General features: G+C 71.3%; 12 protein-coding genes. 5 read left to right on the top strand and 7 right to left on the bottom strand.

Annotated features, from left to right (window positions below):
• Positions 1–20 precede the first annotated feature (20 nt).
• The 3 genes from EPO13_04745 to ppk2 all read left to right on the top strand — a co-directional run bounded on the left by EPO13_04745 (position 21) and on the right by ppk2 (position 2,957).
• The gene (locus EPO13_04745) at positions 21–1,091 is read left to right on the top strand and encodes an ABC transporter ATP-binding protein (GenBank protein TAK70261.1); all 1,071 of its coding nucleotides are present in this window, start codon (positions 21–23) and stop codon (positions 1,089–1,091) included.
• A gap of 229 nt (positions 1,092–1,320) precedes the next feature.
• Positions 1,321–2,118: a DUF2510 domain-containing protein gene (locus tag EPO13_04740; protein ID TAK70260.1), complete on the top strand. Its 798-nt coding sequence runs from the start codon at positions 1,321–1,323 to the stop codon at positions 2,116–2,118.
• Between the two features lie 29 nt (positions 2,119–2,147).
• A complete protein-coding gene (gene ppk2 / locus EPO13_04735; protein TAK70259.1) occupies positions 2,148–2,957 on the top strand; it encodes a polyphosphate kinase 2 in 810 nt (269 codons plus the stop codon).
• Between the two features lie 30 nt (positions 2,958–2,987).
• On the opposite strand, the gene EPO13_04730 is transcribed toward ppk2, so the two are convergent.
• Both EPO13_04730 and EPO13_04725 read right to left on the bottom strand, forming a co-directional pair.
• Positions 2,988–3,626: a TetR/AcrR family transcriptional regulator gene (locus tag EPO13_04730; protein ID TAK70258.1), complete on the bottom strand. Its 639-nt coding sequence runs from the start codon at positions 3,624–3,626 to the stop codon at positions 2,988–2,990.
• Between the two features lies 1 nt (position 3,627).
• Positions 3,628–5,064, bottom strand: coding sequence for an MFS transporter (locus EPO13_04725; GenBank protein ID TAK70257.1), 1,437 nt, complete (start codon positions 5,062–5,064; stop codon positions 3,628–3,630).
• Positions 5,065–5,272: 208 nt separating this feature from the next.
• Between EPO13_04725 and EPO13_04720 the strand changes: the two genes are divergently transcribed.
• Complete coding sequence (locus EPO13_04720; GenBank protein TAK70256.1) at positions 5,273–6,190, top strand: PAC2 family protein; 918 nt, start codon at positions 5,273–5,275, stop codon at positions 6,188–6,190.
• 89 nt (positions 6,191–6,279) lie between these two features.
• Complete coding sequence (locus tag EPO13_04715) at positions 6,280–7,563, top strand: glycosyltransferase (GenBank protein TAK70255.1); 1,284 nt, start codon at positions 6,280–6,282, stop codon at positions 7,561–7,563.
• Between the two features lie 40 nt (positions 7,564–7,603).
• On the opposite strand, the gene EPO13_04710 is transcribed toward EPO13_04715, so the two are convergent.
• The 5 genes from EPO13_04710 to EPO13_04690 form a co-directional block, all read right to left on the bottom strand.
• Positions 7,604–8,863, bottom strand: a complete 1,260-nt coding sequence (locus tag EPO13_04710; GenBank protein TAK70254.1) for a DUF1624 domain-containing protein — start codon at positions 8,861–8,863, stop codon at positions 7,604–7,606.
• Between the two features lie 20 nt (positions 8,864–8,883).
• Positions 8,884–9,552, bottom strand: a complete 669-nt coding sequence (locus EPO13_04705; GenBank protein TAK70472.1) for a dienelactone hydrolase family protein — start codon at positions 9,550–9,552, stop codon at positions 8,884–8,886.
• A gap of 102 nt (positions 9,553–9,654) precedes the next feature.
• Complete coding sequence (locus tag EPO13_04700; protein TAK70471.1) at positions 9,655–10,470, bottom strand: CPBP family intramembrane metalloprotease; 816 nt, start codon at positions 10,468–10,470, stop codon at positions 9,655–9,657.
• The gene (locus EPO13_04695; protein ID TAK70253.1) at positions 10,470–11,027 is read right to left on the bottom strand and encodes an NUDIX hydrolase; all 558 of its coding nucleotides are present in this window, start codon (positions 11,025–11,027) and stop codon (positions 10,470–10,472) included. Before EPO13_04695 ends, EPO13_04700 begins: the two co-directional genes overlap by 1 nt.
• Positions 10,987–13,179, bottom strand: a complete 2,193-nt coding sequence (locus tag EPO13_04690) for a 4Fe-4S dicluster domain-containing protein (protein ID TAK70470.1) — start codon at positions 13,177–13,179, stop codon at positions 10,987–10,989. Before EPO13_04690 ends, EPO13_04695 begins: the two co-directional genes overlap by 41 nt.
• Positions 13,180–13,282: the final 103 nt, after the last annotated feature.

Raw genomic sequence — 13,282 nt, 5'->3', positions numbered from 1 at the left:
TTCAGATCCGGGAGTCCTCGATGAGTCCGCCTGCACTGGATCCGGCCGCGCCCTCGGCGACGGAATCCCGGTACCTGCTTCAGGCCAGCGGACTTCGCAAGACCTTCAGCTCGTCTGGGCGGCGCTCGTCGCGTGACGAGGGGGTCCCGGCCGTGCAGGACGCCAGCATCCGGGTCGGCCATGCCGAGACCGTGGCCATCGTCGGGGAGTCCGGCGCCGGCAAGTCCACGCTGGGACGGCTGCTCATCCGGCTCATCGAGCCCGACGAGGGCGAGATCAGTTTCGAGGGAACGGATCTGCGAGCCCTCAACGGCCGCCAGTTGCGGTCGGCCCGCAAGCACATGCAGATGGTGTTCCAGGACCCGTACTCATCGCTGGATCCGGTCATGACCGTCGGCCAGTCCCTCGCCGAGCCGCTGACGATCCACGAGAACCTCAGCCGCAGGCAGACCGCGGCCCGGGTGACCGAGTTGCTCGACCACGTCGGGCTGCCCGCAGCGTTCGCCGACCGCTACCCACGGTCGTTCTCCGGCGGTCAACTGCAGCGGATCGCCATCGCCCGAGCGCTGGCGACCCGACCGTCGTTGATCGTGTGCGACGAACCGGTCGCGAGTCTCGATCTGTCCATCCAGGGCCAGATCCTGAGCCTGCTGGTCGATCTGCAGGAGCAGTTCGGCCTGTCCTACGTCTTCATCTCCCACGACCTGGGCGTCGTCCGCCAGTTCGCCCGGCGGATCGTGGTGATGTACGGCGGGCGGATCGTGGAGGAGGCCGGGGCGCAGGAACTGTTCGCCCAGCCGACTCATCCCTACACCCAGGCGTTGCTGGCTGCCATCCCGTCGGTCGTGCCGCGCGAGGGTGCGCGGCGGTCGCGGGGGCCGGTCGAGCCGGCGCCGCAGACCGATCTTCGCGCCGGATGTCCGTACCGGGCCCGGTGTCCGTACGTGATGCCGGTGTGCTCGACGGCGATGCCGCCGGCGTTCGAGATCGAGTCCCGGCTGTCACCGGACGGCGGCACGACCGACCCCGTACCGCACCACGTCGCCTGCTACCTGCACGATCCGGCCCGGCCGGCACCCCAGTTGGTCTGACGACGCCGTCCGGGGTCGCGCGATCGTCTGCCCGCGCGATCGTCTGTCCGCGCAGTCGCCGGTGCGAGCGGCCGCTTGTCCGAGCATCCGGGTCCCGACCGTTCTAGGGTCGGGCCCGCGACGCGCGGTGCAGTCCGCCAGCCGCACGTCGTCCGACGTCATCCGCCCAACGGTGGCCTCGTCCGGCCTCACGTCGACCAGCCGCACCGTCGCCTCAGGAGGACCCGAGATGGCCTATCAGACCTCACCGGCGACGCCCGGTGCCCCGCAGCCGCGCAAGGGCAAGACCGCGCTCATCACCGGAGCTGTCCTGCTCGCGGTGTCGATCGTGATCGGGGTGATCGGTGTGGTGGGCGTCGTGGCCACCGCGAAACGGCTCCTGAACGCCTTCGGCGATCCGTTCCAGACCCCCGCCCAGGTCACGGTCTCGCTGGACGCCGGGAAGACGTACGCCGTGTTCTCCCGGCTCGGTGCCCGCTACGACTCCATCTCGCCCGCCGAGGTCTCGGTCCGTGCGCCGAACGGATCGACCGTGCCCGTCCGCGACCCCGGTTCGGGCGGCGACTCGTTCACCACCGACGGGTACACCTACCTGGCCACCGCGACCTTCGTCGCGCCGACGTCCGGCGCCTACAGCGTGTCCGTGCAGACCGCCGGCGCCGTCGCGGTGGTCGCCCCGACCTTCGGCAACTTCCTCTCCACTGCCGTTTTCGGGCTCCTCGTCGGTCTCGCGGTCCTCATCGGCATTGCCGCTGTCGTGTTGCTGATCGTCGGCGCCGTACGCCGTTCCTCCTCGCGCCGACCGGCAACTCCGCTGGCGCAGGCGGGTCCAGGGCAAGCCCTTCCGGGACAGCCGATCCCGGGACAAGCCGTTCCGGGACAGCCGACCCCGGGGCAGCCCATCCCCGGGCAGCCTGGTCCCGCTGCGCCGAGCGCAGGTCCGCCGCCGGGGTGGTATCCGGATGCGCAACGGCCTGGCGGGCAGCGGTATTGGGACGGCCGCCAGTGGACCGAGCACCGCGCCTGAATTCCAGCGGACGTCAGGCGGAGGACCAGATGAGCGACAAGGCTGGCATCGAACAGATCCACCTCGCCAAGAAGGAGTACGACGGCGAACTGGAACGGCTGCAGCGCGAGTTGGTGCGACTGCAGGACTGGGTGGTCTACCGCGGGCTGAAGCTGGTGGTGGTGTTCGAGGGACGGGATACCGCGGGCAAGGGCGGCACGATCAAACGGATCGCCGAGAAACTCAATCCGCGGTCCTGCCGGGTCGTCGCGCTCGGCACGCCGACCGACCGGGAACGTACGCAGTGGTACTTCCAGCGGTACGTCGCCCACCTGCCGGCAGCCGGCGAGATCGTCCTGTTCGACCGCAGCTGGTACAACCGCGCCGGCGTGGAGAAGGTCATGGGCTTCTGTACCGACGCCGAGTACGACGAGTTCATGCGGACCTGCCCGCAGTTCGAGCGGGCCCTGGTCCGGTCCGGCATCGTCCTGGTGAAGTACTGGCTGTCGTTGTCCGACGCCGAACAGGAACGCCGATTCCTCGCCCGGATCGAGGATCCGGCCAAGCGGTGGAAACTCAGCCCGATGGATCTGCAGGCCCGGGCGCATTTCGTCGACTACGCCGAGGCCAAGGATCAGATGATTGCCTTCACCGACATCCGGGAAGCCCCCTGGAACATCGTGGACGCCGACGACAAGCGCGCCGCACGGCTCAACCTCATCAGTCACCTGCTCACGCAGGTCCGGTACGAAGACGTCCCGCGCGGCGAGGTCGAACTGCCACCGCTGCAGGAGCGCGGGTATATCCGCCCGCCGCTGGACAGTCAGTCCTGGGTGCCGGTCCGTTACGTGATCAGCTGACCGCGACCGATCTGTCCGCCCCTGCGGAGGTCAGTCCTTGGCCGCTGGCAGCTTCGGCCGGCGTTCGGCCAGGGATTCCAGTTCGTCGGCGTCCAGCGGAGGCGCTGACAGGGGCGTGGCCCCGGCGGGCCGTAGCCCGTCACACGCGAGGTCGAGCATCCGGCGCCAGGCCTTGCCGATCCCGGGCGCGTAGGCACGGACGCCCGCCAGGGACCAGATGACCAACGGGATGTCCTCGTCGACCAGGTCAGGCCGGACCGTCCCGGCGCGCTGGCCCGCCACGACGAACTCGTGGACTGCGGCGCCGACCCGCTGCCGAAGCTCCAGGGCCAGTTCGGTGGTCCACAGCCGTGATACCAGGCGGCCGTAGCTGGGCTGCAACTCCGCGACCGCACGGACGTAGTGCTCCAGTTGCCGGCCGGGTTCCACCTCCTGCGTCTGCTCGACCACCGCGACCACCGCCTCGACCATCTGCAGCGATACCGCGTCGTACAGCGCCGACTTCGTCGGGAAGTGGCGGTACAGCGTGCCGACCCCGACCCCCGCGGTCGCCGCGATCAGGTCGACGCCGGCGTCGATGCCGTGTTGTTCGAATACCTCCTGCGCGGTCGCCAGCAGGCGTTCGCGGTTGGCCGCAGCGTCACGTCGCAGTGGCCGGCCGGAGGTCACGTCATGATCCTGCCATCGACGGTTCCCGGACGGTGTCGATGGCGTGGTTCGTCGTGACGTGCCGACGCGGGTCCGGGATGGTGGCCGCCGCGACCGTGGCGGCGACGAACAGCAGCGTGATCACGGCCGCACCGACGACGAACGCGGACACCGGCGGCAGGCCGGCGGCACCGACCGTCCCAGCGGTGAGGATCGCGGCGATGACGGAGGTGCCGACAGCGCTGCCGATCACCCGGATGTTGGTGTTCATGCCCGCGGCCACACTGGTCTGATCCCGGGGGACGGCCGCGATCACGAGGTTGGACAGGCTGCCGAACGCCAGGCCGGTCCCAGCACCGACGATCGCCGAGGACAGCGACAGCGCCGCCGGCTCACGCAGCCACACCAGCACGAGCAGTTCGCCGACGACGCTGAGGATCCCGGCGGTGACCAGGAGGTTGCGGGAGCCGAACCGGCTCGCGAGGGGGCCGGCCAGCGCACCGGCGATCAGCATCCCGACGGCGCTGGGCAGGATGAACAGCCCGGCGCCGAGGATCCCCGCGCCGTAGCCGCCGCTGCTGACCGGGAGCTGGACGTACTGCAGCAGCAGGATGTTCGGGGCCATCATCCCGGCGCCGAACACCAGGGCGGTGAGGTTGGTCCGCGCCACGATCGGCAACCGCATCATCGTGATGCTCACCAGCGGATGGGCCGACCGCAGCTCGGTGCGGATCCAGCCGAGGAAGAACACCGCCGTGGCAGCGAACAGGCTCACCGTCGCCGGGGACGTCCAGCCGAGGGTCGGGCCCTGGCTGATGCCCAGCAGGAGGGTCACCAGCCAGGCCGACAGCAGCACGGCGCTGGCCCAGCTGACCCGTCCGTAGCCGTGCCGAGGGCCGGTCGGCACGACGCGTGCCGCGATAACGATCACGACCGCGATGACGAGCGCGGGCAGCCAGAACAGCCAGTGGTACCCCAGCGTGCTGACGACCGGACCCGCCACGAGCAGCCCGACCCCGCTGCCGACGCCCAGCAGCGCCGACACGATCCCGATGCTGCCGGCCACCCGTTGCGGCGGGAACTCGTCGCGCATGATCCCGTAGCAGAGGGGGAACACCGCGCCGCCCAGGCCCTGGATGCCGCGTCCGATGATCATGATCGTGAGGTTGGGCGCGAGCGCCGCGACGACCGAGCCGGCACACAGCGCGCCGAGGCTGACCAGCAGGTAGCCCTTCTTGCCGTGGATGTCGCCGAGCTTGCCCAGCACCGGGGTCGCGACCGCGGCAGCAAGCAGGTACGCCGTCATCAGCCACGACACGCCGGTCGTGGTGGTGCCGAGCTCGGCCTGCAGGGTCGGCAGCACGGGCATGACCAGCGACTGCAGCAGCGAGTAGCCGAGGGCACTGAGGACGACGACGAGGAGGACGAGTCGTACCGACGGATCGGTCAAGCCCTTCATCAACGATCTCCAGCGACAGAAGCGGAACCGGCGTTCCGGACTGTATCACGGAGCGGAGCGCTCCGCTCCGTTTCGCCCAGGGCCGCTGCGCCGGGGGGATGATGGACGTCGGTCGCGGCGTTGAGGTCGCCGTACGGGCGCCGTGGCCGGACGAGCCGCAGCCGCGACGCCGTCGAGACGCCGCAAGGACCCGAACCGGAGGTCGACGATGGCTGAGTACCGCCCGCTGTACGACGAGACGGGCCCCGTGCCCGAGGGGGCCGCGGACGGGGACGGTCCGGTCCTGCTGCACGCGTTTCAGGGCTTCCTCGACGCCGGGTCGTCCGGGGAACTGGTCGCCGCCCACCTGAAGCGCTCGCTGCCCGGACGGGAACTCGTCCGTTTCGACCTCGACGAGTTGTTCGACTACCGCTCCCGGCGTTCCTCGCTGGTCTTCTCCCGCGACCACTACGAGGAGTACGACGCCCCCGAGCTGACGCTGCACGAGCTGCAGGACGCCGCCGGGGAGAGGTTCCTGTTGCTGTCCGGCCCGGAACCGGACTTGCGCTGGAGCGGCTTCGTCCGCGACGTCATCGGGCTGGTCGACCGGCTGGGGGTCCGGCTCACCGTCGGCGTCGGCGGCGTCCCGATGACGGTGCCGCACACCCGTCCCATCACGTTGACCATGCACGGCACCCGGCCGGAACTGGTGACGCAGCAGAACCCCTGGCAGGGCATGCTGCGGGTCCCCGGCAGCGTCGCGGCGTTGCTGGAGTTGCGGCTCGGTGAGTCCGGCCACGACGCCGTCGGGTTCGTCGCGCACGTCCCGCACTACACCGCCGGGATGGAGTACCCCGACGCGGCGGCGGCCCTGCTGGCCGGTGTCGGCTCGGCGACCGGTCTGTCGCTGCCGGCCGGCGAACTGGCCGAGGCGGGCGCGGAACGGGTCCGCGAGATCGAGACCCAGGTGCGGGAGTCGGCCGAGGTGCAGGCCGTGGTGACTGCGCTGGAGCAGCAGTACGACGCCTCCCTCGGCGCCCAGGGCCCCGGCCTCGCGCAGCGCGACCTGCCCTCGGGCGAGGAGATCGGCGCAGAGCTGGAACGTTTCCTGGCGCAACTCGATCACGGCGACGACAAGTCGTCGTAGGGACGGCCGCCGGCAGGGAATTGCGGCTCATAGCGCATTCCGGCGTCGGTCTGGGCCGGCTCATAACAGCGCCGGTCACGGTGCTGTCCATGACCGCGCCATCCACGACCGCCGGCCCCCTCGTCGAGGTCACGATCCCCGTCCTGAACGAAGAGATCGCGCTGGCGCCGTGCGTCGAGCGACTGCAGACGTATCTGGCCCGGCAACTGCCGTACCGGTTCCGGATCGTGGTGGCGGACAACGGGTCCACTGATGCCACGGCCCTGGTCGCAGCCGCGCTGGCGGCGCGGTATCCCGAGGTGCGGTACGTCAGGTTGGCCGAACGTGGCCGCGGCCGGGCGCTGCGTTCGGTCTGGTCGGCCAGCGACGCCGATGTGCTGGCCTACATGGACGTCGACCTGTCCACCGACCTCGCCGCGTTCCTGCCGCTGGTCGCCGGATTGGTATCCGGGCACAGCGATGTGGCGGTGGGCAGCCGGCTCGCCGCCGGGTCCCGCGTCGATCGGGGCCCGCTGCGCGAAGTGTTGTCGCGCGGCTACAACCTCATCCTGCGCACCACGCTGGGACTGGCGACGTCGGACGCCCAATGCGGCTTCAAGGCGTGCAGCGCCAGGGCAGCGCGGGTCCTGTTGCCGCTGGTGCGCGACGACGGCTGGTTCTTCGACACCGAACTGCTGGTCCTGGCCGAGCGTCACGGGATGCGAGTCCACGAGGTGCCCGTCGACTGGCACGACGATCCGGACAGCCGCGTCGAGGTGGCCCGGACCGTGGCGGCGGACCTGGCCGGCGTGCTGCGGTTGTGGCGTACGTCGGGTGTGGTGTCCGCGGCGGCGGCGTTGCGGCCGCCACCGGCGCCATCGCGCGCCGGCCAGGTGTTGCGCTTCGCCGCGGTGGGCGTGGCCTCGACGGTGGTGTACCTCGTGCTGTTCGCGGGGCTGGCGCCACTACTGCCGGCCGTGTGGGCCAACGGCGTCGCGCTGGCGGTGTCCGCGGTGTTCAACACCGGAGCGAACCGGCGGGTGACGTTCGGCGTGGCCGGGCGGGAGGGCCGCGTCGCCCATCACGCCGCCGGGTTGGTCCTGTTCGGCGGGGCACTGGCGATCACCACCGGCAGCCTCTGGCTGCTCGCCCTCGCCGATCCGTCGGCGTCGACCGCGCTGCAGCTGGTGGTCCTCGTCGTCGCCAATGCGGCCTGCACGGTCGGCCGGTTCCTCGTGCTGCGCAACTGGGTGTTCGCCCGCCGCGGCCGCAGCGGCGGGGCGGCCGGACCCGCGCCCACCTCGGCAGTGACATTGCCGGTGACGACTCCGGCAGTGACGTCGCCGGTGACGACCCCGGCAGCAGCGCACACCTCCCGCCAGGCGGTCGGGTAGCAGGTGCCGGCCAGCTCGCGGTCGGTTGACCCACTCGTCGTCAGCCGGCGGGCGCCGACGGCGGCGGGGGCGGCCGCGCCGAACTGAGCGCGGCGACCCGGGCGGCCTGGGCCACGGTGCCCACCAGCGTCTCCAGCGGGCCGCGGCCGACGAACACCCGCCAAGCCGTCGCGGCCAGCAGGGCCACGACCGCCTGGGTGAGCAGGGCCGCGGGTGAGCTGCGGGGCACGTCCGGTACGGCGAGCACCACCACGTGCACGCAGTACAACGTGAGCGGCATGGCCCCCACAGCGGCCAGCGGGAACAGCAGCCGCGGCAGCAGTCGTACCGCGAGCAGAGCCAGCCCGAGCACGAACAACGAGGACCCGATGGTCGCGGCCAGGTCCAGCGGCGTGCCGGAGTGCGGTACGTCGACCGCGAGCCACCACCACGAGTCGGTCGGCGTCGTGCCGTACCGGGCCGTGGTCGCCAGCTGCCCGGCCGGATCGACCACCGCCGCGCCACCGGCCACGTCGAGCAGCAGCCAGGACGCCGTGTGGGCGACTCCGGCGAGAACCGCGCCGCCCACCAGCAGTCCGAGGCCGACCTGCCACCGCCGCAGCGCCAACCGGCCGACCGCCATCCCGGCCAGCAGGTACGCCGACCAGCTGAGCACGGGGTAGTAGCCGGTCAGGCCGACGTCCCGTAGCTGCCCGAGCGGGTCCGCCCACACGGCGGCGAACGACGGGACGACCAGCGACGGCTCCGGGGTCACCGTGCGCAGCAGCTGGCTGAGCACCGGCGCCACCACGACCGCCAGCGCCGCCATCGTGGCGAGGGCCCGGGCCGGCAGCCTCAGCAGCGGGATCGCGACGGCGAACAGCAGCCCGTAGTAGGTCAAGATCACTGCGAGCCCGGACCCGAGGGATCCGAGGGCCAGGCCGAGCAGCGCGATCATGGCCGCGCGCGCGGCGAGCGCTGCGGCGTGGCCGCCCAGCACGAGCCCGCGCGGTGGCACCGGGCCGCCGCTGGTCAACGCGATGGTGACACCGGCCAGCAGGGCGAACAGCGCCGCGGATCGGCCCGCGGCCACCGCGTGGCCGAGCGAGACCTGCCCGCCGTCCACCGCGGGGAGCAGGTGAACGGCGAGCATGCCCAGCAGCGCGACGCCCCGGGCGACGTCGACCCCGACGATCCGGCCGCCGCGGTGCAGTCCGGCCAGGCCTCGCTCGTCGGCCACGGCGGCCTCGCCCCGCTCGTCGGGCACGGCGGCCTCGCCCCGCTCGCCGGGCACGGCGGCCTCGCCCCGCTCGTCGGGCATCGCGGCCTGGCCGGCCGCCGTCAGCCGAGGTTGGTGTCGAGCCAGGCGAGCGTGCGCCCCCAGGCGTCCGTGGCCGCTGCCGCGTTGTACGACGACCGCACGTCGCAGTTGAAGCCGTGGCCGACTCCGGCGTACCGCACGAGTTCGGTGCTGACCGGGGCGCCCGCGGCACCCTCCCGCAATTGCTCGATCTCCTCGATCGGAATCATGGGGTCCTCGTCGGCGTACAGCCCGAGCCATGGCGTCTGCAGCCGGGATGCCAACTCCGGCAGCGGGTCGGAGCCGAAGCGGCCGGAGGCGATGCCGCCGCCGTAGAAGGTGACAGCCGCGCCGAGTTTCTCGTCCACCGCCGCGATCAGGGCCGCCGAACCGCCCATGCAGAAACCCACGACCGCGGTGCGCTGCAACTCGTAGCCGGCGTCGGCGAGGTACTGCAGGCTCGCGCCGACGTCGGTCCGGACGCCGGCCAGCGTCACTGCCGCCATGTGCGGGCGGATCAGGGTGGGGTCGCCGTAGCCGAGTTCGGGTGCGCCGCTGCGGTGGAACAGCGCCGGCGCGACGGCGTGGTAGCCGGCGTCGGCCAGCCGGCGCGTCACGTCGCGGATGTGCTCGTTGACCCCGAATGCCTCCTGCAGCACCACGACGCCGCGGGTGGGCCGAGCGTCGGGGACCGCGACGTACGCGGGCATCGGGCCGTCGGGCGTGGGCAGGGTCAGGTCCTCGGTGTGCACCGGGCCTCCTTGTCGTGGTGGATCGCAGGGTCGCGATGGCGGTGGCAGGCGGGCGGCTCGTCAGGGCAGCCAGGAGATCTTGCCGCGCAGGAAGAAATACCCGACGAACGCGACCGTGTCGATCAGCGTGTGCGCCACGATGAACGGTCCCGTCCGGCCCCAGCGACGGTAGAGCACGCCGAACAGCACGCCCATGGCGAGGTTGCCGACGAAGCCGCCGAGCCCTTGGTAGAGGTGGTACGAGCCGCGCAGCAGAGCACTCGCGCCGATCGCCACCGCTGGCCGCACACCGAGTTGGTCGAGCCGGTGGAGCAGGTAGCCCAGCACCACGACCTCTTCGAGCAGCGCGTTCTCGGCCGCCGACAGGACGAGCACCGGCACGGTCCACCAGGCGTCGGTCACCGCGACAGCCGCGATCCGTACCGACAGGCCGGCGTTGTACGCGACCAGGTACAGCACCAGCCCGGTGCCGCCGACGACCGCGGCCAGCACGGCACCGCGGACGGCGTCCCGCCGCGGCTCGCTCAGGTCGAGGCCGATGCCGCGGGGTCCTTCACCAGTGCGCAGCAGCAGGTGGATCACCAGGGCGACCGGCGCCAGCGCCAAGGTGATGCCGACCAGGTGGTAGGCCAGATCCAGCCAGGGGCGGTCCGGGGTACGGGACACGATGATCGCGGCGGTCTGGCTCGACAGTGGTTCGCCGCGCGTCAGCGAATCGACGATCGACAGGGCGGCGCGCACCGCGGTCGCCGCTATCGACAGCGCCAGCACGATCGCGACCTCGGCCTGCAGTGTGCCGCGGCCGGGCAGCGCCGGTCGTCCGGCCACAGCGCGGTCGCCGGAGCCGGCCAGCGGCCCGCCGCGAGGTTCGGTCATCACGGCGCGACGCCGTACCGCGGCAGCAGCAACGGCAAGGTGGCAGCGAAGGGCCCGAACAGCGGCAGGGTTGCCAGTTCGTCGAGGCCGACCCAGGCGACCGCGTCGTTCTCCCAGGTCAGGTCGTCGCCGTACGCCCGTCGCTCGTCGACCAGCGCCAGGCAGGAGTGGTACGACCACACGCCCGGGACTACGACCTCCTCGTGGATGGCGAGCAGCTGGAGCCGTTCGGGCAACGGCCCGATCTCCTCGGTGAACTCCCGGCGGGCGGCGCTCAGTGCGTCCTCACCCAGGTCGATCGCGCCGCCTGGCATGGCCCAGGTCCCCCCGCCGCGGTGCACCTGGTGCGACCGGCGAGCCAGCAGCAGCTGCAGTCCGGTCCCGTCGTCGTGTCCCAGCAGCAGTCCCGCCGCGCCGAAGCGCCCCCAGAACACCCGGCCGTCAGGCAGGTGTACGAAACCGTCGCCACTGCGCCGCACCGGGCCATCTTGCCCCGCCGCGTCGGGCGAGCCGGGGTCAGGAGCGCGGTCGCACGCTGGACAGCAGCAGGCTCGCAACGTCGACGACCTCGACGCCGGTGGCGCCGCCTTCCTGCTGGCGCACGGTCACCGCGTCGTTGAGCATGACCGAGCAGAACGGGCACGCCACGGCGATCTTGCTGGCGCCGGTCGCCACGGCCTCGTCGCCCCGGTTGAGGTTGATCCGCGTGCCGAGCGTCTCCTCCATCCACATCCGGGCCCCGCCGGCGCCGCAGCAGAAGGACTTCTCGGCGTGCCGGTCCATCTCCAGCAGGGTGACGCCGGGCACCGACGCCACCAGCTCCCGCGGCGGCACGTAGACCTTGTTGTGCCGGCCGAGATAGCACGGGTCGTGGTAGGTGACCTTCTCGGAGATCGGCGTCACCGGGGTGAGGCGCTTGTCGGCCAGCAGCGTGGCCAGCAGCTGGGAGTGGTGGACCACCTCGTAGTTCCCGCCGAGCTGGGGGTACTCGCGCGACAGCGTGTTGAGGCAGTGCGGGCAGGTCACGACGATCCGGCGCGCCTTGATCTCGTTGAGGACCTCGACGTTCTGCATCGCCTGCATCTGGAAGAGGAACTCGTTGCCGGCCCGGCGCGCCGGATCGCCGGTGCAGGTCTCGCCGTCGCCGAGCACCATGAAGTTGACCCCGGCGGTGTGCAGCAACTCCGCGACGTGCTTGGTGGTCCGCTTCTGCCGGTCCTCGAACGCGCCGGCGCAGCCGACCCAGAACAGGTACTCGACGTCGTCGGGGATCGTGTCCTCACCATCCGCGCCGAAGACGCGGACCGGGAAGTCGACCTCGGTGATCCACGAGTTGCGGGTCGAGGCGTTCATCCCCCACGGGTTGCCCTTGTTCTCGAGGTTCTTGAACAGGCCGTTCAGTTCTGACGGGAACTCGGTCTGGATCATCACCTGGTGGCGGCGCATGTCGACGAAATGGTCGACGTGTTCGATGTCCACCGGGCACTGCTGCACACACGCCCCGCAGGTCGTGCACGACCACAGGGCGTCTTCGTCGATCACCGCACCGCCGGGGGTGCGGTGTCCGCTGGCGTCGTACCCGTCGGTCGCCTGGTGCGGGTCGCCGTCCCGGGAGCCGATGAAGGGCCGCTCGACCTCGGCGCGGACCGCCTCGGACACCGTCCCCAGCGCGGCCTCGTCGACCTCACCGATGGCCGGCGGCGAACCGGCGACGGCCAGCGTGTACGGCGCCTTCGCGAACAGGTGGTCGCGCAGGTCCATGATCATGAGCTTGGGGCTCAACGGCTTCTCGGTGTTCCACGCCGGACACTGCGACTGGCACCGACCGCATTCGGTGCAGGTGGCCAGGTCGAGCAGGCCCTTCCAGGTGAAGTCCTCGATGCGGCCGCGACCGAAGATCGCATCGTCGGCCGGGTCCTCGAAGTCGATCTTCTCGGTGCCGGAGTACATCGGCAGCAGCGGGCCGAGCGCGTCCGGCCGCCGGGAGGTCAGCACGTTGATCGGGGCGACGAAGATGTGCAGGTGCTTGCTGTTGAGCACGAACACCAGGAAGCCGACGATGACCGCGATGTTCAGCCACAGGGCGACGGTTTCGATGACCTCGTTGGTGTGCTCGCCCAACGGTTCCAGTACGCGGGCGACCGCTTCGGAGGCGAAGGCGCCGGATTCGAACGGGAACACCCCGGTGTTGATCTGGGCGCCGCGGTACAGCAGCAGCGTCCAGATCACATTGAAGATCATGAACAGGACGAACCAGGCAGCCCCGGTGTGCGACCCGAAGAACCGGGAGGCGCGACCGCGTTCGGCGGGCTTGGTCCGCAACCGGATGACGGTGAAGATCGCCAGCCCGACCAGCACGAGCACGGCGAACAGGTCCTCGAGGAAGCCGACGACCGGCCACGTGCCGATCCACGGGATATGGAAGTCCGCGTCGAACAGCGCGCCGTACGCCTCGATGATCGTGAGGACCAGCACGAGGAAGCCCCAGAACGCGAAGGCGTGGGCGACCCCGGGCACGGTCCAGGCCAGGAGTTTCCGTTGCCCGAGCACCTCGGTGAACTGGGTTTCCACGCGCGCCGGCACCTGATCGGTGCGGCCCACGGCGGGTTGGCCGGAGCGCACCAGGGAGAACAGGAACCACGCGCGCCGGCCCGCCAGCGCGAATGCCACCACCGTGATGAGCACTCCGACGACGGCGCGTACGACCATCGAGTCCACCCGCTCCTCCTGAACCGGCCGGTCTGCGTGGTCCCCGGAAGGTCGGCCGGCCCAGACGGCACGGTACTGGCCCGTGGCTGCGGGCGCCCCAGGG

The sequence above is a fragment of the Actinomycetota bacterium genome, from assembly GCA_004297305.1.
Classification (GTDB): domain Bacteria; phylum Actinomycetota; class Actinomycetes; order S36-B12; family FW305-bin1; genus FW305-bin1.
This window is presented reverse-complemented; position numbering and strand designations above follow the sequence as displayed.